Raw genomic sequence first — 22,655 nt, 5'->3', positions numbered from 1 at the left:
TTATTGTGCGTGTATGCGCCTTCACCAGGAAATAGGCTAATTTTTGACGGTTATACACCAACCATTAAAGGAGAGTGGTGAGATCGAGAGAAATAAGCTGAAAAGTAGTACATAACAAGGGAAATATATGAGTTTAAAGCAGACCCTGTGTGCTTACGAGTTAATCGATAGCGCCGTTGTTAATGGGGATGATATTGTCGCTTTGTTTAAAAAATTTACTACCATTGAAGCATCATCAAAAACAGTGCGAGATGGAAAAGGGCAAAGTGATTTTGTGCGTATCGTGATCCCAGGTACTCATGGTAAACGCCAAGGTAACCATGCCCCAACATTGGGGATTATTGGGCGTTTAGGGGGTATCGGAGCGCGCCCATCTCGTATTGGGCTGGTTTCTGATGCTGATGGCGCTATTGCTGCCATTGCGACGGCATTAAAACTTGCCGAGATGAGAGAAAAGGGTGATGTCCTCATGGGGGATGTGATCATTACGACGCATATTTGCCCAACAGCGCCAACACGTCCTCATAGCCCCGTTGATTTTATGGACTCACCACTCAACGATGAGACGATGAATGAAAATGAGGCCATCCCAGAAGCGGATGCTATTTTATCTGTGGACACGACAAAGGGAAATAGGCTGATCAACCATAAAGGTTATGCCTTGTCACCAACGGTAAAAGATGGCTATATCTTGCCTGTTTCTGAGGACTTACTTCATTTGATGGAGTGGAGCAGTGGGCAGAATGCGGTGACGTTCCCGCTCGCGGTACAAGATATCACGCCTTACGGCAACGGATTACATCACATCAATAGTATTATGCAGCCAGCAGTCTCAACAACAGCCCCTGTTGTTGGTGTGGCTATTTGTACGCAGACAATTGTGCCGGGTTGTTCAACAGGCGCTAGTCATGAAGTGGATATTGCCGCATCGGTGAAGTTTATGATTGAAGTTGCGAAGGCATTTGGTAGCGGTAATTGCCAATTCTATGATGAAGAGCAATTCGCACTGCTTAAATCACTTTATGGTGATGTCTCTTTTTTACAAACCCACGGCCGTCCTCATTGATATCAAAAGATTGATATTAAAAAATAGACACAGTTAACGACCAATCATGCAAACCAGTTATTGCTAAATGAAAAGTAATTAACTGTGCTCTATTACACGGGGGTTATTCTTGAGGCGTTGCCTCTGCACTTGTATGATTCAACGTACTGCTTTCAATCGGAATGATGAGGTTGGCATGGTTCCCTTTTGGGCCAGTATTAATACTAAAATTGACTTTCTGACCAGCTTTTAATGTCCTGTAACCTTCCATTTGTATACAAGAATAATGAGCGAAAATATCTTCGCCCCCATTTTCTGGGCAGATGAAACCAAAGCCTTTGGCGTTGTTGAACCATTTAACTGTACCTGTCTCCATACATCGTCCTTCGTATTTACAAGTTGTGTTTGACATAAATGCATAACCACTATGCATCGACTAAGTATAATTACACATATTGACTGTCTGCAAATCATACTGTAGTGAATTGCCTTCGGACGTCAAGCGATCAATTTGCTGATTTTTGGCGAAGTGATAAAAATTTGATATGGCTAACGCTCTCCAGTTTATTAATTTTGAAGCAGATCACAAAATTTAGGCCATATGAGTTGCGTTAGGTTGCGTGTTACACTGTTATTAAGCGGAAACAGCAATTGATAAAACAAATGATTTTATTTATGTTTTATTGTTATCTTGATTAATAGAAATCATTGATAATAAAGGCTATGCTTAATAAATCTTAACTCCGAGCACGACAAGTAATGAGCGATTTTCTTGGTACATTTAAAACAGATGTTGTTTTTAAAGATGAAGTGGAGCAAGTTTTACAGCCCCCTTCGATGTATAAGGTTATATTAAATAACGATGATTACACTCCAATGGATTTTGTTGTTGAAGTGTTGCAAAAATACTTTTCTTTTGATGAAGAACGCGCTACACAGATAATGTTAGATGTCCATTTTCAGGGGAAAGGGGTTTGCGGTATCTTTACGGCAGAGGTTGCGGAAACAAAAGCGGCACAAGTTAACAGCTATGCGCGCGAACATGAGTACCCTTTGTTGTGCACAATAGAAAAAGTGTGAACTCGCTAATATCAATTTTGGGAGGTGCTTATGCTCAATCAAGAACTGGAGCTGAGTCTAAACGTCGCATTTGCAAAAGCGAAAGATAATCGACATGAATTTATGACAGTGGAGCACCTGTTGCTGGCATTATTGAGTAATGCGTCAGCACGTGAAGCATTGGATGCCTGTAAAGTTGACCTTGTTGTTCTGCGACAAGAGCTTGAGCACTTTATTGCGCAAACGACGCCACTGTTGCCTGAAAATGATAATCGCGATACTCAGCCAACATTAAGTTTTCAACGCGTTCTGCAACGTGCGGTCTTCCATGTTCAATCATCGGGTCGTAATGAAGTAAGTGGCGCGAATGTACTGGTCGCAATATTCAGTGAGCAGGAGTCACAGGCAGCTTATTTATTGCGTAAACATGATGTAAGCCGTTTAGATGTTGTCAATTTTATCTCCCACGGCACGATTAAAGGGGAAGCTTCGGCATCATCCGAGCAAGATACGCCAAACAGCAACGTCAATCATGAAGAACAGCCTGTTTCTGATGATCATATGGATAATTTCACAACCAATCTGAATCAACTGGCTAAACAAGGCAAAATTGACCCGCTGGTAGGGAGTCAGGCAGAGCTAGAGAGAACGATCCAAGTTCTTTGCCGCCGTCGCAAAAACAACCCATTGCTGGTGGGAGAATCTGGCGTTGGTAAAACAGCGATAGCGGAAGGGCTAGCATGGCGCATTGAGCAAGGGGATGTCCCCGAGGTCATGAACGGCTGCACTATCTATTCATTAGATATTGGTTCTTTATTAGCAGGCACTAAATACCGAGGTGATTTCGAAAAACGGTTTAAATCACTGCTAAAAATGCTGGAAAAAGACAGTAAAAGCATTCTATTTATCGATGAAATTCACACGATTATTGGGGCTGGTGCAGCGTCTGGTGGTCAAGTTGATGCGGCAAATTTAATTAAGCCATTGTTATCAGGTGGCCGTATCCGTGTTATTGGTTCAACGACTTATCAAGAGTTTAGTAATATTTTCGAAAAAGATAGGGCGTTGGCACGCCGCTTCCAGAAAATTGATATTGTAGAGCCAACAACCGAAGAAACGGTACGTATCATTAATGGATTAAAACCGAAATACGAATCACACCATGATGTTCGTTATACGGCAAAAGCCATTCAAGCCGCGGTTGATTTGTCGGTTAAATACATCACGGATAGGCATCTGCCAGACAAAGCGATTGATGTTATCGATGAAGCAGGCGCTCGGACACGTTTGGTTGCACCTAGCAAACGTCGGAAAACCATTGGTGTGCCTGAGATTGAATCTGTGGTTGCGCGTATCGCACGTATCCCAGAAAAAACCGTCTCTTCGAGCGATAAAGAGCGCTTAAAAACGTTAGATTCACGCCTGAAAATGCTAGTGTTTGGGCAAGATGATGCGATCACCGCATTAACAGAAGCTATTAAAATGAGTCGAGCGGGGTTAGGCCAAGATCATAAACCGGTAGGCTCCTTCTTATTTGCAGGCCCTACTGGGGTAGGTAAAACGGAAGTCACAGTCCAACTCGCTAAGGCATTGGATATAAAATTATTGCGCTTTGATATGTCTGAATATATGGAACGGCATACCGTGAGCCGCTTAATTGGTGCACCTCCTGGGTATGTAGGGTTTGATCAAGGCGGGCTTTTGACGGATGCGGTGATTAAACATCCACATTCTGTTGTGCTGCTTGATGAAATTGAAAAGGCGCATCCCGATGTGTTTAATATCCTTCTACAAGTTATGGATCACGGCACACTGACAGACAATAATGGGCGCAAAGCCGATTTCCGTAATGTGATTGTTGTCATGACAACCAATGCAGGGGTTCAAGAAACACAGCGCCGCTCAATTGGCTTTGCAGAGCAAGACAACAGTACGGATGCGATGTCTGAAATTAAGAAAGTCTTCTCGCCTGAGTTCCGTAACCGTCTTGATGGCATTATTTGGTTTAATTCATTATCCATGGATATCATCATACAGGTGGTGGATAAATTCATTGTCGAGCTACAAGCACAACTTGATGAGAAAGGTGTTTCGATTGAAGTTAGCCAAGAGGCTCGCCGCTGGTTGTGTGAAAAAGGCTATGATAAGGCGATGGGAGCCCGACCTATGGCACGTGTGATCCAGGATAACCTGAAAAAACCATTAGCAAATGAGCTACTGTTTGGTTCGTTAACTAATGGCGGCTCAGTACGTATCGGGCTTGATAATAAAAGTAACACACTGACATATAGCTTCAGTAGCGTGCACAAGGCCTCTCCGGAGGATGCGGTATTCTGACAACAAATAGACCACAGGTGTCTTGTGCACCTGTGGCTGTATCAGGCCTTGCCTGAAGAGATAGAATCAGCGGCTACGGAAAATGATACGGCCTTTGCTCAGGTCGTACGGAGTTAACTCTACAGTTACCTTGTCGCCTGTCAGGATGCGGATATAGTTTTTACGCATTTTTCCAGAAATATGGGCAGTCACAACGTGACCATTTTCCAGTTCAACACGAAACATTGTGTTTGGCAGGGTATCCAGTACTGTGCCCTGCATTTCAATATTGTCTTCTTTGGCCATCTAATCCTCTAAGTCTAATAACCATGATTTTTAACGGGCAAGATAATGCCCAAAAACCCTCACTAAGTAAAGAAATGTTGCATTTTAAAGCGATTTTTCTTGAACAGTATGGGCATAAAATAACGTAAAGCCAAAATTCGCTATTCGAATAATGGCGGTATTTCAATCGATTGCGGTAACCAGCAGGCGGGATCAATCGCTTTGTTACGCCACCGATAAAGAATATGTAAAAAATCCCGACGGGATATTTCTTTTGCGCCTAATGAGGCGGTATGGTGGTTAAGTACCTGACAATCAAAAAGCTGCCCATTATAGCGCAAAAAATGAAAATAAAATGTAATAAAAGCAAATTTGGAGGCATCATTCATCCGACTGAACATAGATTCCCCACAAAATAGGTGCCCCATGTTCACGCCATACAGGCCGCCAACCAGTTCTTCACCATACCACGCCTCAATAGAATGAGCGATCCCCTGCTCATGAAGTGCCTGATACCCCTCACGCACCTCAGGTAAAATCCATGTTCCTTCGTCACGTATCGCACAAGCTGCGATGACATCTTTGAAGGCATGGTTGACAGTGACGCGATACTTTTGCTTTCTCAATAACTTTTTCATCGAACGGCTAATGTGCAATTCGCCAACCATTAAAACCGCTCTAGGATCGGGTGACCACCATAATGGCATTTCGCCCGGGTTAAACCAAGGGAAAATGCCATCATAGTAGGCAGCCTTCAGCCGATCTGGCGCTAAATCGCCACCAATAGCTAACAGGCCATTAGGTTCCCGCATTGCTTCATGGACGGGCGGGAACAGATAGGAGTCATCATCGAGCTGGTACATGATGTGCCTCACAGGGCCTGCTGTTGTAAATGGCGCTGGCGAAACTGAAAATAGCGGCCTTTTAAATCTAAAAGCGCCTGATGTGAGCCTTGCTCAACAATTTCACCGTTATCCATCACGCAAATAGTATCCATTTGCTCGATACCTTGCATGCGATGGGTGATCACAATTAGTGCCTTATCGGCACATTTCTCTTTTAACAGGGCAAGGATCTGCTGCTCTGTTTGTGCATCAAGCCCTTCGGTTGGCTCATCCATTAAAATTAATGGCGTATTATGTAATAGCGCTCGAGCGATCCCTAAGCGGCGCTGCTCTCCACCCGATAATTGTCGACCACCTTCACCCATCCAAGCGTTAAGTTTTTCCTCATTTTCCAGCAAATTACCAAGACCAACTTGGTCTAACACCTCAATGAGCTGTTTGTCGGTTGCCTTATCGTTAGCGAGCAGTAGGTTATTACGCAAGGTATCACTAAAAATGTGTACCCGTTGTGGAACGACTGACATGAGCGAACGCAGTGCTTGTTCACTATAGTCACTAATATTTTGACCATTAATTTTGATCATACCACTATCAACATCCCATGCTCGAGTGAGTAATTGCAAAAGTGTTGATTTCCCACAACCTGTTTTACCTAATAAGGCGATGTGTTGCCCCGGTAGCAGTGAAAGCGAAACCTGTTTTAAAACCGCGAAAGGTTGCTCGGGGTAAGTAAATGAAATATTGTCGACAACAAGGCTTTCCAATTGGGGAAGGGATAAACCGTTGTCAGGGAATGTTACCTCTGGTTTGGCATCAATTAGCTGAGAAACACGTTCAGCAGAAGCAATCACTTGCCCCATATGCTGAAAGGCAACGGCGACAGGGCCTAAGGCTTCAAAAGCGGCCAGTGCACAGAAGACAAATAAAGCAATGAGTGCTCCTGGGTTAGTATTCCCCCCCACATGATCTGCCGCCATCCACAACAACAAAGTAGCAGTAAAACCAGAGGCAAATAGAATAATGGCTTGAGATACCCCTGTTAGATTGGCTTGCTGTTGTTGGCGCACTTGCCATTGGCTTTCAATATTTGCCAATGTTTGGCGAAAACGGGGAAGCGCTCCAAACAAAGTCAGTTCCGCTTGCCCTTGTAAAGCGGATGTCAGGACAGTGCGGTAATGGGCACGTAAGTAAGTCAGCTCTTGTCCGATGGGCTTACCTGCACGATAAAAGACAAACGGTAAGGTAAATAATAAAAACAGCATAATACAACCGAGTGTCCACGCTAGGCGAGGGTCAAGGAAGCTCAACCCAAAAATCAGGACAAAGATCACGACAAAAGCAGCAAAAATCGGCGATAAAACACGTAAATATAGGTGATCGAGGGTTTCGACATCCGCCACAAGGCGGTTAAGAATTTCCCCTTGGCGGAAGCGGCTGATCCCCCCCGGTGAGAGCGGTAATATTTTACTAAAGGCGAACACACGTAAATGGGCCAAAACTCGGAATGTGGCATCATGGCTAACCAGTCGTTCGGCGTAGCGACCTGCGGTCCGGAAAATAGCGGCACCACGGACACCAGCAGCAGGCAGCATATAATTAAAATAATAAAGCCCCGGAAAACCTGCAATTGCCGCCCCAGCGAGGAACCACCCTGATAGAGTAAGTAGCCCAATACTGGCAAGTAAAGTCACGATGGCTAAGATCATGCCGAGCAGGATCAAAAACCAGTGTCGGCGATAGAGAGCCAAAAAAGGTAATAGAACTCGCATTATCAAAGCTCCTCACTACGGTGAGCCAACAAGCGGGCAAATGGCCCTTCCGATTGGCTCAATTGTGCATAATGACCACGCTGAATGATTTGACCATTTGCCATCACCCAAATTTGGTCGTAATTAACCGTTTCTTCGAGTAAGTGGGTGACCATAATTGTCGTTTGCTGTTGAGCTAGTTGATTAAGAGTATGCATGATCCGTTTTTCACTGTGCGCATCAAGGCTAGCAGCTGGTTCATCCAGTAATAAAATACGCGATGGCTTTAAGAGTGTACGCGCGACAGCAACACGTTGAGCTTGCCCAACGGATAGCCTAGCAGCATAGTCGCCAAGGCGTGTATTTAAGCCATCAGGTAGCATAGGGAGAAACTCGGAAACATAGGCATCATCAATGGCTTGTTGTATTTCAGCCTCTGAAGCAGTCGGTTTACCTAAGCAGATATTCTCGATAAGCGTTTGTTCTGGTAAATGAGGGTTTTGACCCACCCAGCCAATTAATGCACGCCATTTATCTGGGCAAAGCTCTTTTAGCTCATCCCCATTAATTTTAATCGAGCCTTTATAGGGAAGAAAACCTAACAAAAGATTGAGTAAAGAGCTTTTCCCGGCACCACTTTGCCCGACAACAGCGATACGCTGTTGTGGCTCGATAGTAAAATCGAGAGGACCGACAAGACGTTGACCGTCGTGGGAATAGATTTCTAACTTATTTGCTTCAATTTGAATGGGTTTATCTTGCGGTGTCTTATCCCCAGTTTCTGTTTTTTGTTCGCCATCGCTTTCTAATAATGTCACCAAACTTTCTGCTGCGCCTACCGCTTGAGCTTTGGCATGATAATAGGTGCCTAAATCACGTAGAGGTTGGAAAAACTCAGGCGATAAAATTAATGCCAGAAAACCGGCAAACATGGTGACTGGTAACCCATAGCTTCCAAAATTTAATTCGCCAAGATAGGAAAAACCGAAATAGACGGCTACGATAGCGATTGAAATTGAGGCGAAAAACTCAAGCACACCAGAGGAGAGGAAAGCCATTCTAAGGACTTCCATGGTTCTTGAGCGAAAGTCTTCGGTAGATTCACGAATTTGTTGCACTTCTGCTTTTTCACGGAAAAACAGTCGTAATGTATCTAAGCCGCGTAACCGGTCGAGAAAACTACCGCTGAGGCGACCTAAAGCAACAAAGTTACGTCGGTTAGCATCTGCGGCACCGAGTCCCACTAAGGCCATAAAAATGGGGATCAATGGGGCGGTTGCAAACAAGATTAAGGCGGCGGCCCAGTTAAATGGGAAGATGGCAATCAAGATCATAATAGGGATGATGCCAGCAAGATACATTTGTGGTAGATAGCGCGAATAGTACTCTTGCATATCTTCTATCTGCTCTAGAACGATAGTCGCCCAGCTACCGGCTGGTTTACCTTTTACCCATACAGGGCCTAGCGCTTGTAGCTTATTTAAGACCATGTTGCGTACTTCTTGGCGTACAACTTGACCACAACGAAAGCCCACTCGCTCTCTAATAACCGTTAGGAGTGCGCGTAGCACAAATACGGCAAGGAGTAGGATAAAAGGGGTCAGAAGTTGCTCTCGTGGAGTGTGTTCCATAATCAGAGCTTGCAATATTACCGCCAAGAACCACGCTTGTGCGATAATCAGCAGACCACTAACAACGCCTAATAGCATAGATATACGCAGCCAACGTTTTGCGGATGTACTATGCTGTTTCAACCAACGTACCAATTCAGTCTGTCTTGTTTTATCCATAATGATCAGTGTGCAGGTATAGTTTTATATTGAGAGTGTGCCGCTAGCTAAAATAAGCCAATGGATTAAAGCTTAACGGAGTTTTTACCTATCATAGCAGCTTATTCGCGATATGTTGCATAATAAAAGTGTGTTATTAAAATAGCACAGATGATTGTTATCAATATGTTTTATAAAGGTAAATGATAATTGTCATCCATGCAAAACTAAAATCAATAAGGTAGTTAAACCTGTTAGAGCGATGTCGGTGAGTTTACAAGATGTATGGCATTTAGCATACAAGGGATAAGCTGTAGGTTCATAACAACGAATGGCTTTACATAAATGAGTAAAGCCATTCATCACGCATAAATATTATTGCTCTGGTACCACTTGTAGCCATTCTTTAGGCACTAATTTAAATTGACCATTTAATAATTTATCCCATGCGTTATCTCGCTGTGCCACCGAATCATAATGACTGATTTGGTGATCAATCAATTTCCAATCAGTAATTTGATATTGCCAAATAGTACAGGCTAAAGAATCACTCTTAGGGGAAGCACGGCATATGATAACCTCATTTTGCCCATCTTGATTGATATCTGCCATAAAACCTAGGCAATGAGGTGGATGATAATTATTGATGCAGCTCGATTCGCGTGTTTGGGACCACCAACTTTCCGGCAATTCGGCACTATTTTTTGCGATAATTATGGCCTCTTTGGGGGATTTACTCATTTTTTCATTACCAATATCGATATCTGTATAGAGTAGAGCGGTGTAATTGGGATTTAATTTGAGCTTTTCGATAGCTTGTTGGCCTTTGGGCCCGAGTTCTTTTAAGGCAAAAGCGAGCCGAGGGTTAACGTCAATTTTACCATTTTCGATACTGGCTAATATGCTGTTTGCGGTAATACGGTTAAAATCAGCAATCGGACTATTAATCATAAGGATGGCAGCCATTAGCCCTACAATCCCTACTTTGTTTATGGTACCTAAAGATTTTGCCCAAAGCGTTCTTCGGCGAATAATAGCAAAGCTGTAGGCGAAAATAATGACGGTGAAAAAGAGTGCGATGCTAAAGGCATAGAGGCGAGAGACACTCCAACTGTATTGGTTGACACGCACTAAAATGCCGTAAAGTGAAAAAAGTGAGAAAAAATTCAATAAAATGATACTAGACAGCGTTAAGGTGTTTAGCCATGTAAAACGTTGGTATTGGTGGTGTCCATTCCCATAGGTCAAATTAATTAAAATGATATTTAAAGCCAAGAGCCACAGTATTGCGCTAGCCCCCACCTCTAATATCGATAGTTTCATCACAAATGAAAATAAAAAACCACCGACAAATATGGCAGCAATAAGATGGAGTATTATCAGGAAAAAGCGGGCGATATAATGGATAAATTGGCTAAAGCGAAACTCAAATATTGAGCGTAAAAAAATCAGCCCAATATTAAATCCTAAAGTGAAACCTGAATATAAAGTAAAATTGTTATCAATAAGCTGACTAAGAGTAGAGAGATTGACAATCGTAAATAAAAAACTGGCGAGATAAAGTAAAATAACCAGAAGCCCACCAATGACGGTGGCAATAATCATTAATAGCGTATTTTTAATATAAAAATCGAGTAAGTGGCTATAATCAATATGCCATCTACCCACTAACTGACGTGTCTGCAACCAAGGTAGCAAAAAGAAAAAAAGAACAATTAAGGTAGCAAAGGTAGTAAATTGAGGTTGACTGTAACTTAATTCTAAGTTCTTTGCATCCCATAGCGTGATCCAGACTGTTAATACAGCAATGATCAAGATATTAGTATAGAAAATAGCTGATTTGGCATTCGTAATTAAGTAACTGACAGCAGAAGGTACAAAAATTGCGACCATAAAAGGAAGATAGGTATATGGGGCGCTTAAATTATAGATGAACGAGAATGAAGAGTCCGTTGACAATACAATCAAGGTCGATTGGATAATAGCAAGTAGAGCGACAAAAAGGTAGGCATAGCGGCTGATAGCTTCTCGTTGTATTTGTTGACCCATAATATTTCCTAGCGCGAATTGTCAAAAATAATGTATCAATAATTTGATTATTGTAGATTGATGGAGGAAACTCCCCTATGAACTTACTCTGAAAAAAAAGGAACTTATCCTATAAAGAGGGGGCAAAAAAGGCACCTATTTGAGGTGCCTAAAATGATCAGGATGGATGTGGTTATACTATTTTTTATCCGCTAAACCATCTAAGTAGCGTTCTGCGTCTAGGGCAGCCATACAGCCTGTACCTGCTGATGTAATTGCTTGACGATAAATATGATCCATTACATCACCTGCGGCAAAGACTCCTGGGATAGAGGTTTGCGTTGCATTACCATGTGTACCGGATTGCACTTTGATATAGCCATTTTCTAAATCTAGCTGGCCATCAAAGATAGCGGTATTTGGGCTGTGACCAATCGCGATAAATGCCCCCATCACCTCTAATTCTTCAGTTTCATCGGTTTTGGTATTACGCAAACGGACGCCTGTCACGCCCATATCGTCACCGAGTACTTCATCAAGTGTACGGTCGGTATGCAGTGTAATATTGCCGTTCTTCACTTTATCCATTAGGCGATCAACTAGGATTTTTTCTGCGCGGAAGCTATCACGACGGTGAACCAAATGGACTTCTGAGGCAATGTTGGATAGATAAAGGGCTTCTTCAACCGCAGTATTACCTCCGCCGACAACAACCACTTTTTGATTACGATAGAAGAAGCCGTCACAAGTTGCACAAGCAGAAACGCCACGGCCTTTAAAGGCTTCTTCAGAAGGTAAGCCGATATAACGCGCCGATGCACCTGTCGCAATAATCAGGGCATCACAGGTATATTCGTTTTCATCGCCAAAAAGACGGAAAGGGCGCTGCTTAAGATCAACCTTATTAATATGATCTGAGATAATTTCTGTTTGGAATTTGGTCGCGTGTTCATACATGCGATCCATCAAACCTGGACCAGTCAAGCCTTCAGGGTCACCCGGCCAGTTCTCAACCTCAGTCGTAGTGGTTAACTGACCGCCTTTTTCCACGCCAGTAATCAGAGCTGGACTTAAGTTTGCGCGTGCAGCATAAACTGCCGCTGTGTATCCTGCTGGGCCAGAACCCAAAATGATTAGCTTGCGATGTATGGCTGTGCTCATGAATACCTCATTTTCAGTATAAAAATAGCGATAATGGGATTGTAGGAGAATTGGCAAGCTAAAAAAAGTGATTTAAATACTAAGTAAATTATAGCTGAGCTATTTTTGCGATAGATAATAGTGATTAAAGTGAAAATTTAGTATGGCAAGTATGCTTATGTCACGTGGTAGGATTTTTAGGAATATTCCTGAATCCGGACAGCGAAACGTTTAAATAGAAAAAAAATCGAAATCTTGTACTGATTTTTATTCATTTGCTTTGACAATCGGCTGTGCATTTGCGAAAACATCTATGTAAGAGTTAATTATCTAGTAGACCAATGCAAATGGTGTGTTTTTGTTCTTGCCGGAAAGTTAACTTTACAGCACTTATAACTTAACAAACAGGTGATCATTGTGAACAGGGGTTCTGTTCACGTCGATTTCAGCATTGCGCATAAAATTTGCTCCTGAACACGAATACCTAAATAAATAAAGTATGAGCGAGGATGGTGCTGTTTTATAGGTGTGGAAAATAACAATTAGAGAAAGAGAGATAAAGAGATGATTGATAATAAAAAGCGTCCAGGAAAAGACCTTGACCGTATTGATAGGAATATACTTAACGAACTACAGAAAGATGGGCGTATCTCAAACGTAGAACTGTCTAAGCGTGTTGGTTTGTCACCAACGCCATGTTTGGAGCGTGTGCGTCGTCTGGAAAGACAAGGGTTTATTTCTGGCTATACAGCACTTTTGAATCCTCACTACTTAGATGCTTCACTCTTGGTGTTCGTTGAAATTACACTAAACCGTGGCGCACCAGATGTGTTTGAGCAATTCAACACAGCGGTTCAAAAGCTTGAAGAGATCCAAGAATGTCACTTAGTTTCTGGTGATTTCGATTATCTGTTGAAAACGCGTGTGCCAGATATGTCCGCTTACCGTAAACTGCTTGGTGAGACTCTTCTACGTCTACCGGGTGTGAACGATACTCGTACGTACGTCGTTATGGAAGAAGTGAAGCAAAGTAACCGCTTGGTTATTAAAACACGCTAATAGGCTTGTATAGTCTCATTTCTGCACAACATCATTTATGGTTGTCGCACTGCAGTTTCAACGCTGAGTTTACTCAGCGTTGTTCCGTTTTAGAGGCCAATATTTTATCTCTCTTAGCGCTTTTTTGACTCTGTTTCCGATTAAAGGCACAGCGTCGATATGATTTTTTCTGAAAATAGGCTAAATAGCTGTAACTCTTCGTTTTAATCTATTGATATTAAAGCCATAAATAATTAAGATTTTTAACGTAAAATAGAAATTGAATCCTCAACTGTAAGATGAAATACTGCATCTTGCTGTGTCTACAGTCGTTTAGTTTGCCTGAGAGGCAACAAGTCACGCACAAGAAGGTGATTGGTGTTAGAATGGCTTTCAATATGTGCTTATCATCATTGCGAATTCAAGTGAGTTCGTTTCGGCATGGGTGACATCATCAGTCAGTAAAGAAACAGTAATGAGCCAAGAATATACAGAAGACAAACACGTTCGATTAAAAAAACTCAGTAGTGGAAGACGGCTACTCGAAGTCATTTTGCTTGCCATTTGTTTAAGTGCCATTTTCTTAATGGTGGCATTAATGAGTTTCAATCCTTCAGATCCAAGCTGGTCGCAAACCACATGGAATGCACCGGTTAAAAATTTGGGGGGAAGTGTTGGCTCTTGGAGTGCGGATATTCTCTTTTCGGCTTTTGGGATTTTAGCATTTGCAATTCCACCTCTACTGCTACTCGGTTGTTGGGCGATTTACCATTATGAAAGCCAACGTCGTTATATTGACTTCTTTTCGTTGTCATTGCGCTTAATTGGTGGGTTAGCGCTGATCCTCTCATCATGCGGTCTTGCTGCGCTTAACTTTGACGACTTACCGAATTTCGCGTCCGGTGGGGTGATTGGCAGTGTGTTTAGTAATGCGATCATGCCATGGTTTAATTCTTTAGGTGCAACACTGGCATTGCTCTTTTTATGGGCAATTAGCTTTACACTGTTTACGGGCTGGTCATGGTTGACGATTGCCGAAAAAATTGGTGCGGCGGTATTAATTCCTATCACATTAATGACTAATCGTGCGCGCGGCGATGATTATGATGCGTATGATGTTGAAGAAACAGAAGATGCGTTACAGCGGGCGCAGGAGGCAGAGCGCCAAGCGATTGATAATGTAGACAGTGACGATGTTTTGTTCTCCGCTCCCTCAATTAGTGAATTAGCCGCAGTAGAAACCGAAGAGGTTCAACCCACAGAAGAAGCGGCTCCTTTGGCTGCCAATCAACCTATTGATGAAGTTGAAGAACCCCTTGCGTTTTCAGCTTCTGAGCCGCAAGAAGCTTATCATTTTGAAGTGCCGGATGATTATCAACCTGTTGTATATGATAGGGATTTCCAATTCAAAACCAGTGAGCCTCAGGCACAAGTCGCGGAGCCAACAGGCTACCAACCTGAAAGCCATAATGTATCTCCAGAGAATGGTGTGGTTAACCAACCTGCCAATCATCATACACATGAGCGTTGGGGGGCAGAGGCACAACCTGCTGCAACGACACCGACAGAACATACTGATAATCCATCATTAGCAAACCTAACAGGGCAGCAAAATGTATCGATGCCAGCTTCTTCTATCAGTGAGGCGGTTTCACAGGCAAGTGGGCGATCAGTAACAGATAGGCTAGCCGATCCCGCTGCATTGGCAGCTGCTGGTATTTCCGTTGCGGCTCTTGAGCGCCACGCCCAGGTTAAACAAAATATGGAGCCTGAATTGCCTCGCCCAAATCCTGTTCGGTTACCAACCCGTCGGGAGCTATATGGCATTCGCATTCCTTCTCAACGTGATGCTGAACTTCAGCGCCGTAAAGAAGAAGCTTTGCAACGTGAGCAGATTTATCAACAATGGTCTGCTGCGTCAGAGAATGAACCACAACAAGATGAAGAACAAGAAAATAGGCTCCGTGAGCAATTTTTGCAGCAACAGCGCGAACGGTACGGCAGTGATATTGAGCATCATGATGAGACTGAGTCACCAATATCTCATCAGGCTGAAGTAACGCCAACGCCAGAAAAAGTGGTTCATTATACTCAACCTGAAATAGAGCATCGTTGGTCTTCTGCGCCCGCTTCTGTTGAACAAACTGAGCAAAATACTCATCACTTTAGCCAGTCTAAAAATACCTTCTCAGCGCAAGATGATGATGAGAATGCGGGTTATAAAGTTGAACCTAAATTCGATCTGAGTGAACATATTTCGGTATTAGATGAATTTTCGCCAGTTAATGATTTGGTTAATGAAGAGCCTGCAGATCCTTTATTTATGCCGTCATTTAGTGCAACGAGCGTGGAGAATACAAACAATACACCTCAAGTGAATGAGGTGACAAAACATGTCGCTCCAACACCGGATATCTCTGCTAATCAGTCGCACACTTTTGCTCCGCTGCAACAACCGCAACAGCAGCAGCAACAACCACAACAGCAGCAGCAACAACCACAACCACAACAACCGGAGCCGCAGCAAGACAGCCTGTTCCATCCGTTCTTGGTACGCAATGATCAACCATTGCCAAAACCAACGACGCCTATGCCTTCTTTGGATTTGTTAACTACGCCACCAACGCAAGAAGAGCCTGTTGACATGTTTAAATTAGAGCAGACAGCACGGTTGATTGAAGCTCGCTTAAATGACTATCGGGTGAAAGCGGAAGTGGTCGGCTTCTCTCCGGGGCCGGTGATCACTCGATTCGAGCTAGATTTGGCACCGGGGGTAAAAGCGGCGCGGATCTCCACTTTATCGAGAGACCTTGCCCGTTCACTTTCTACCACGGCGGTGAGGGTTGTTGAAGTGATCCCCGGCAAGCCATATGTGGGGCTTGAATTACCGAACGAAAAACGCCAAACAGTCTATTTAAGAGAAGTACTGGACTGTGACGAATTTAGGCATAGTGCATCACCGTTAACAATGGTGTTGGGTAAAGATATCGAAGGCGATCCGGTTATTGCGGATTTGGCGAAAATGCCACACTTACTCGTTGCGGGGACAACAGGCTCAGGTAAATCGGTAGGGGTCAACGCGATGATCCTCAGTATTTTGTATAAATCGAAACCTGAAGATGTCCGTTTTATCATGATCGACCCGAAAATGTTGGAACTGTCTATTTATGAAGGCATTCCACATTTGCTGACAGAAGTCGTGACTGACATGAAAGATGCTGCTAACGCATTGCGTTGGTGCGTCAATGAAATGGAACGTCGCTATCGCTTAATGTCGGCGCTTGGCGTACGTAATCTTGCTGGCTACAACGATAAAATTAAAGCTGCCGAAGAGATGGGGCGACCTATTCCTGACCCACACTGGAAACCGAGTGACAGCATGGAAACTGAGCATCCAATGCTGAAAAAAGAACCCTATATTGTCGTCATGGTTGATGAATTTGCTGACTTGATGATGACGGCAGGGAAAAAAGTTGAAGAGTTGATTGCTCGCCTAGCGCAAAAAGCACGTGCAGCAGGTATCCACCTAGTATTGGCAACTCAGCGCCCGTCAGTGGATATCATTACAGGTTTAATTAAAGCAAACATACCTACGCGTATTGCCTTTACAGTATCAAGTAAAATTGACTCTCGGACTATCCTCGATCAAGGTGGCGCAGAGTCATTATTGGGAATGGGGGATATGCTGTATTTACCACCTAACTCATCGATTCCTGTTCGTGTCCATGGGGCATTTGTCCGTGACCAAGAAGTGCACGCGGTGGTGAATGATTGGAAAGCCCGCGGTCGCCCAGAATATATTGATAGCATTACCAAATGCAGCGATGAAAATGAAGGGGGCGGTTATGATAGCGCAGAGGAAGAGTTGGATCCTCTGTTTGATCAAGCCGTCGAGTTTGTTGTAGAGAAACAACGCGTTTCTATTTCAGGTGTTCAACGTCAGTTCCGCATTGGTTATAACCGCGCTGCGCGAATTGTTGAGCAAATGGAAACGCAAGGGATTGTCAGTGAGCCGGGACATAATGGAAATCGCGAAGTGCTTTCCCCACGGCAAGCTGATTACTAACCTTGTTGTCGATGAGTTGCGAGAGCAATAATAAAGGCATAGCGCCTATTAAGGTATCAATAAAAGGTCTTTGTTCGATGAAAAAAATGATGTTATTGGGGGCGTTGGCTCTAAGTTTACATATCGGCTCAGTACTGGCAGATGCCAGCCAAGACCTTCAGGATCGCCTGAATAAGGTCAATAGCTTCCACGCTAGCTTCTCTCAAAAAGTCACCAGCCCAGAAGGTGACCTCGTACAAGAAGGTGTGGGGGAATTATGGCTTCAGCGCCCTAATTTATTCAATTGGAATATGACGTCACCTGATGAAAGTGTTTTAGTGTCTGATGGCAAAAATTTATGGTTTTATAACCCGTTTGTTGAGCAAGTCACTGTCACTAACTTAGCGGATGCGACTCAAGATACCCCATTTTTATTGATTACACGTAATAACCCAAGAGATTGGAAACAGTACTCTATTATTCAGCAAGGTAATACATTCGACTTAAAACCCAAGTTGAGTAATGGCACATTAAAACGTTTTTCAATTACGGTTTCTCCAGAAGGCACCATTGAGAAGTTTTCAGCCGTTGAGCAAGATGGGCAAACAAGTGCTTACCAATTGAAAGAACAAAAAAATGGTAATGTCGATAAGCGTAAGTTTACATTCACTGTGCCGGAAGGGGTCACATTGGATGACCAACGCTCAGGTGGTAAATAAGAGGAAATAGTGGGCAACCTATCACTCGATTTTTCACAAAATGAATTTCAACCTCTGGCAGCGCGTATGCGCCCAGAGGTTCTTGAACAGTATATAGGCCAAAAACATTTGCTTGCTGAAGGTAAACCATTACCCAGGGCAATAAAAGCAGGTCATTTACATTCAATGATTTTGTGGGGGCCACCAGGAACAGGCAAAACCACATTAGCCGAAATTATTGGTCACTATGCACAGGCAGATATTGAACGTATTTCTGCCGTTACGTCCGGTATTAAAGAGATCCGTGAAGCGATAGAGAAAGCTCGCCAAAATCGAGATGCGGGTCGTAGGACTATTTTATTTGTTGATGAAGTGCATCGTTTTAATAAAAGTCAGCAAGATGCGTTTTTACCACACATTGAAGATGGCACCATTACTTTTATCGGCGCAACCACAGAAAATCCTTCGTTTGAACTCAATTCCGCATTATTGTCGCGTGCACGGGTCTATCTACTGAAATCTTTAACGGTAAGCGATATTGAAGATGTGTTGCAGCAAGCCATGGAGGATCCCAAGCGAGGCTTAGGCGGGCAAAATGTGATTCTACCCGATACCACTCGTCAATTAATTGCCGAGTTGGTTAATGGTGATGCCCGTCGCTCCCTCAATCTTTTAGAGATGATGGCGGATATGGCGGAAACCGATAGCCATGGTCAGCGTATTTTAACGGCTGAATTACTAAAAGAAGTCAGCGGTGAACGTACAGCGCGCTTTGATAATAAAGGTGATCGTTATTACGATTTAATCTCTGCCTTGCATAAATCAGTACGAGGCTCGGCTCCCGATGCCGCTTTATATTGGTATGCGCGGATTATTACCGCAGGTGGTGATCCACTTTATGTGGCTCGGCGCTTGCTGGCTATCGCATCTGAAGATGTAGGGAATGCCGACCCGCGAGCGATGCAGGTCGCTATTTCCGCATGGGATTGCTTCACTCGGGTTGGTCCTGCGGAAGGTGAGCGTGCGATTGCTCAAGCTATTGTTTACTTGGCATGTGCACCAAAAAGTAATGCAGTTTACACGGCTTATAAAGCCGCGTTAGCGGATGCGCAAATGCAGCCTGATTATGATGTACCTGCCCATTTACGTAATGCACCGACAAAACTGTTGAAAGAATTAGGGGCGGGGAAAGAGTATCGCTATGCTCATGACGAAGAAAATGCTTATGCAGCCGGTGAGGTTTATTTCCCACCTGAAATGCAACATACCCAATATTACCACCCAACGAATCGTGGTTTAGAAGCGAAAATAGCAGAAAAATTAAACTGGTTAGCGCAACAGGATCAAAATAGCCCAACAAAACGCTATCGCTAATGTGGGCAATGCGGTAAGGTTATAAGAAATATTTTTTATAAAATTATTTAGGTCGCCTTCACAATAGGCGGCTTGATGGTGTAACGAGTATAATGCCGGAATGTGTTATACTCCCTTTCAATATTGACTAACAATAATCACAGGATAAGCATGCTCGATCCCAATTTACTGCGTACGGAGCTAGACGCGGTTGCTGAAAAACTGGCTCGCAGGGGTTTTACCCTTGATGTGGAAAAGCTGCGTGAATTAGAAGAACGCCGCAAAGTTTTGCAAGTTGAAACTGAATCCCTGCAGGCAGAGCGTAATTCGCGATCGAAATCCATTGGTGCAGCTAAGGCGCGTGGTGAAGATATCGAGCCTTTACGTCAGGAAGTGAACCAGTTAGGCGAAAAATTAGATGCTGCTAAGTTAGCATTAGATAAGCTGCAACAAGAGATCCGTGATATTGCATTAAGTATCCCGAATATGCCTGATGATGCTGTTCCTGATGGGAAAGATGATTCAGATAACGTTGAGGTTGCCCGTTGGGGTGAACCACGCCAATATGACTTTGAAGTTAAAGATCATGTTAGCCTTGGCGAACTCGCTGGTGGTCTAGATTTCCCCGCGGCCGTTAAACTGACAGGCGCGCGTTTTGTGGTGATGAAAGGGCAAATTGCTCGTCTACACCGTGCACTGGCTCAGTTTATGCTGGATTTGCATACTGAACAGCATGGCTATCAAGAGCTGTATGTACCGTATTTGGTTAACCATGATACGCTTTATGGCACTGGTCAATTACCTAAATTTGGTGAAGATCTGTTCCATACTAAGCCGCTTGAAGAAGAAGCGGAAAGTACTTATGCATTGATCCCAACAGCAGAAGTGCCGGTCACCAACTTAGTACGTGATGAAATCCTTGATGAAGATGCATTACCACTAAAAATGACTGCGCATACACCATGCTTCCGTTCAGAAGCGGGTTCTTATGGCCGTGACACGCGTGGGCTTATCCGTATGCACCAATTTGATAAAGTCGAATTGGTACAAATAGTGCATCCTGAGAAATCGATGGAAGCATTGGAAGAGCTAACCGGTCACGCGGAGAAAGTGCTGCAATTACTGAAATTACCCTATCGTAAAGTGATCCTTTGCACTGGTGATATTGGTTTTGGTTCACGTAAAACCTATGACTTGGAAGTTTGGTTACCAGCTCAGAATACCTACCGTGAGATTTCTTCGTGCTCAAATATGTGGGATTTCCAAGCTCGCCGTATGCAAGCACGTTTCCGCAGTAAAGGTGACAAGAAAACACAGTTGGTGCATACACTGAATGGTTCTGGTCTTGCTGTTGGTCGTACGTTGGTTGCTGTATTGGAGAATTACCAATTAGCAGATGGTCGTATTGAAGTACCAGAAGTATTGCGCCCATATATGAAAGGCCTAGAGTACATCGGTTAATCAAGTTAAATTAACTAAAACAGAAAACGCCACTTATTAGTGGCGTTTTTTTTTACAACCCACTGATACGTTGCTGGTTATTATGCTTCACTATTAACGGTTGTTACAGGATAAGAAACTAAGGGTTTGATCTCTTTAAGCACGAACATACTTTGCATTTCTTTAATACCAGGAAGCCGTCGGATCACAGACATCGCGAAATCGGCATAGGAATCTAAATCATGGGAAACCACTTGCAATAAAAAGTCGGCATCTCCCCCGATGCTGTAGCATGAAACAACATTTTCTAACTCACTGACTTCTTGTTCAAATTTCTTTGCTTCCGTTTCACTATGGCTGTCGATAGTGACACGCACAAAAACCATAACACCTAAACCAATTTTTTTGCGGTTAAGAATAGCTCGATAGCCTTGGATCACATCATCGTCTTCTAATTTACGGACGCGTCGCCAGCAAGGGGATGCTGACATACCGACTTTATCAGCGAGTACTTGATTTGTAATACGTGCATCGTCTTGAAGGAGTTTAAGAATCTTGATTTCTGTCTTATCTATTGCCATAGCGGGTATTTCCTTTCGGAATATATTTATACATAGGTAATTTTTTTCTTTTGGCTACTTTACTACAGATAAGATAGGCAGCAAATTTCTATTTATTGATGACATAATTGTTACAGTTCACGACCAGAAGAACCTTATGTTATCAAAAATTATGAAAAGGGGATTTTATGCAATTTGATGCATCTATTCATCGTTGTGCCATCATCGTCAATCAAGATCTAGCATTAGGGCTTGCTATGAATGCTGCAAGTATCATTGGTGTAGGGATAGGTAACAAAATTACCCAATTAATAGGGAATGATTTAATGAGTGCAGATAATATTTATTATCCTGGGGTCATCAGTGCATCATTACCTATATTAAAAAGCTCGCCTGAGCGAATAAAGCAAATTCAAAAAGAAATAGCAGAGCATGAAGATATTTATATATTACCTTTTAGTTTAATTGCTCAGTCTTGTAAAAGTTATGATGACTACACTCAAAAATTAACTAACACTCTAGATCAAGAAATTCAATTAGCAGCTATTGGTTTAGTAGGGAATAAAAATAGCATCAATAAATTAACCGGTAATTTATCATTATTTAAATAAGCGTTATATCTCGCCATTCTACTGTAGGTTAATCATATGATAAGCATAACACAATTGCTCTCTTATGCGAGTGCATTGGCGATTGCTGCCGTTATTCCAGGGCCCGGAATGACCGCAGTCGTCGCACGTACCTTGAAGGGTGGCGTAACAATGGGGTTTGCACTACTGAGTGGATTAATTTTAGGGGATATTATTTATCTCTCTTTTGCGATATTCGGCCTAGTATTCGTTGCTGACCACTTAGCCGCGATCTTTAATTTAATTTATTGGTTTGCTGCACTGTATTTATTTTGGTTAGCTTATGTCTTTTGGCGCCACGATGCCCAACCATTAAATACTGTAGGTGCTATATCAAAAAAGCAGTTAGCTATTGTGAGTGTTTCCGGTCTTGCCATTACATTAAGTAATCCAAAAACAATCGCTTTTTATATGGCAATATTACCGTTAGTCATTTCTTTAAATGAAATTACTATAACGATTTGGAGCACAGTATTAGTTCCAACTACGTTATTAATATTACTTTTAGTTGGCATGATATTTATCTTTGGTGCAAAGAAGGCAAGTAAATTTTTATCGAGTACGAAATCGCAGAGAGTGATCTTTCGAGGAACCGCTTTGATTATGTTTGCCGCAGCTATTGGTATGCTGTTTAAAACGCAATAAATGATAATGGCT

Annotated in this window: 17 protein-coding genes and 2 pseudogenes; 11 read left to right on the top strand and 8 right to left on the bottom strand. The window is 42.9% G+C overall.

Features of this window, described 5'->3' with window-relative positions; genetic code table 11:
• The first annotated feature begins 127 nt into the window (after positions 1-127).
• On the top strand, positions 128-1,066 hold the full coding sequence (locus PR833_RS02825; protein WP_272525864.1) for a DUF1177 domain-containing protein: 939 nt from the start codon (positions 128-130) through the stop codon (positions 1,064-1,066).
• A gap of 103 nt (positions 1,067-1,169) precedes the next feature.
• On the opposite strand, the gene cspD is transcribed toward PR833_RS02825, so the two are convergent.
• Positions 1,170-1,421, bottom strand: a complete 252-nt coding sequence (gene cspD, locus PR833_RS02820; RefSeq protein WP_004918068.1) for a cold shock domain-containing protein CspD — start codon at positions 1,419-1,421, stop codon at positions 1,170-1,172.
• Between the two features lie 383 nt (positions 1,422-1,804).
• Here cspD and clpS point away from each other — a divergent pair, with 383 nt between their 5' ends.
• Both clpS and clpA read left to right on the top strand, forming a co-directional pair.
• Positions 1,805-2,125, top strand: a complete 321-nt coding sequence (gene clpS, locus PR833_RS02815) for an ATP-dependent Clp protease adapter ClpS (protein ID WP_004918070.1) — start codon at positions 1,805-1,807, stop codon at positions 2,123-2,125.
• A gap of 30 nt (positions 2,126-2,155) precedes the next feature.
• Positions 2,156-4,441: an ATP-dependent Clp protease ATP-binding subunit ClpA gene (gene clpA / locus PR833_RS02810; RefSeq protein ID WP_272525863.1), complete on the top strand. Its 2,286-nt coding sequence runs from the start codon at positions 2,156-2,158 to the stop codon at positions 4,439-4,441.
• A 66-nt stretch (positions 4,442-4,507) separates the two neighbouring features.
• On the opposite strand, the gene infA is transcribed toward clpA, so the two are convergent.
• From infA to trxB, 6 genes are all read right to left on the bottom strand, one after another.
• Positions 4,508-4,726: a translation initiation factor IF-1 gene (gene infA, locus PR833_RS02805; RefSeq protein ID WP_004244560.1), complete on the bottom strand. Its 219-nt coding sequence runs from the start codon at positions 4,724-4,726 to the stop codon at positions 4,508-4,510.
• A 140-nt stretch (positions 4,727-4,866) separates the two neighbouring features.
• Entirely contained in the window at positions 4,867-5,568 is a 702-nt protein-coding gene (gene aat, locus PR833_RS02800; RefSeq protein ID WP_004918075.1) for a leucyl/phenylalanyl-tRNA--protein transferase, read from the bottom strand.
• An 8-nt stretch (positions 5,569-5,576) separates the two neighbouring features.
• Positions 5,577-7,319 carry a heme ABC transporter ATP-binding protein/permease CydC gene (gene cydC / locus PR833_RS02795; RefSeq protein ID WP_040132954.1) on the bottom strand — a complete coding sequence of 581 codons (1,743 nt, stop codon included), beginning with the start codon at positions 7,317-7,319 and terminating at the stop codon, positions 5,577-5,579.
• A 2-nt stretch (positions 7,320-7,321) separates the two neighbouring features.
• Positions 7,322-9,088: a heme ABC transporter permease/ATP-binding protein CydD gene (gene cydD, locus PR833_RS02790; protein WP_272525862.1), complete on the bottom strand. Its 1,767-nt coding sequence runs from the start codon at positions 9,086-9,088 to the stop codon at positions 7,322-7,324.
• A gap of 354 nt (positions 9,089-9,442) precedes the next feature.
• Positions 9,443-11,116 carry a DUF7057 domain-containing protein gene (locus tag PR833_RS02785; RefSeq protein ID WP_272525861.1) on the bottom strand — a complete coding sequence of 558 codons (1,674 nt, stop codon included), beginning with the start codon at positions 11,114-11,116 and terminating at the stop codon, positions 9,443-9,445.
• A gap of 177 nt (positions 11,117-11,293) precedes the next feature.
• The gene (gene trxB / locus PR833_RS02780; protein WP_004918087.1) at positions 11,294-12,256 is read right to left on the bottom strand and encodes a thioredoxin-disulfide reductase; all 963 of its coding nucleotides are present in this window, start codon (positions 12,254-12,256) and stop codon (positions 11,294-11,296) included.
• A gap of 543 nt (positions 12,257-12,799) precedes the next feature.
• Between trxB and lrp the strand changes: the two genes are divergently transcribed.
• From lrp to serS, 6 genes and pseudogenes are all read left to right on the top strand, one after another.
• Entirely contained in the window at positions 12,800-13,294 is a 495-nt protein-coding gene (gene lrp, locus PR833_RS02775; RefSeq protein ID WP_004918089.1) for a leucine-responsive transcriptional regulator Lrp, read from the top strand.
• A 454-nt stretch (positions 13,295-13,748) separates the two neighbouring features.
• Positions 13,749-14,261, top strand: a pseudogene (locus PR833_RS20380) (DNA translocase FtsK 4TM domain-containing protein); the annotation flags it as partial.
• A gap of 342 nt (positions 14,262-14,603) precedes the next feature.
• Positions 14,604-17,339: pseudogene (locus PR833_RS02770) on the top strand (DNA translocase FtsK); the annotation flags it as partial.
• A 77-nt stretch (positions 17,340-17,416) separates the two neighbouring features.
• Positions 17,417-18,037 carry an outer membrane lipoprotein chaperone LolA gene (lolA, locus tag PR833_RS02765; protein WP_014657836.1) on the top strand — a complete coding sequence of 207 codons (621 nt, stop codon included), beginning with the start codon at positions 17,417-17,419 and terminating at the stop codon, positions 18,035-18,037.
• 9 nt (positions 18,038-18,046) lie between these two features.
• Positions 18,047-19,390 (top strand): replication-associated recombination protein A, encoded by a 1,344-nt coding sequence (locus tag PR833_RS02760; RefSeq protein ID WP_004918094.1) that lies wholly within the window; start codon positions 18,047-18,049, stop codon positions 19,388-19,390.
• A gap of 150 nt (positions 19,391-19,540) precedes the next feature.
• Positions 19,541-20,830 (top strand): serine--tRNA ligase, encoded by a 1,290-nt coding sequence (serS, locus tag PR833_RS02755; protein WP_040132956.1) that lies wholly within the window; start codon positions 19,541-19,543, stop codon positions 20,828-20,830.
• A gap of 80 nt (positions 20,831-20,910) precedes the next feature.
• Here the strand turns inward: serS and PR833_RS02750 are convergent, their stop codons facing one another.
• Entirely contained in the window at positions 20,911-21,390 is a 480-nt protein-coding gene (locus PR833_RS02750) for an Lrp/AsnC family transcriptional regulator (protein WP_004918098.1), read from the bottom strand.
• A gap of 167 nt (positions 21,391-21,557) precedes the next feature.
• Between PR833_RS02750 and PR833_RS02745 the strand changes: the two genes are divergently transcribed.
• On the top strand, positions 21,558-21,980 hold the full coding sequence (locus PR833_RS02745) for a DUF2000 domain-containing protein (protein ID WP_004918101.1): 423 nt from the start codon (positions 21,558-21,560) through the stop codon (positions 21,978-21,980).
• Between the two features lie 36 nt (positions 21,981-22,016).
• Entirely contained in the window at positions 22,017-22,643 is a 627-nt protein-coding gene (locus PR833_RS02740) for a LysE family translocator (RefSeq protein ID WP_036943599.1), read from the top strand.
• Positions 22,644-22,655 lie beyond the last annotated feature (12 nt).

It is taken from the genome of Providencia sp. PROV189 (assembly GCF_028480065.1).
GTDB lineage: Bacteria > Pseudomonadota > Gammaproteobacteria > Enterobacterales > Enterobacteriaceae > Providencia > Providencia stuartii.
The sequence above is the reverse complement of the archived record's forward strand: the minus strand, read 5'-3'. Positions and strand labels throughout refer to the sequence as shown.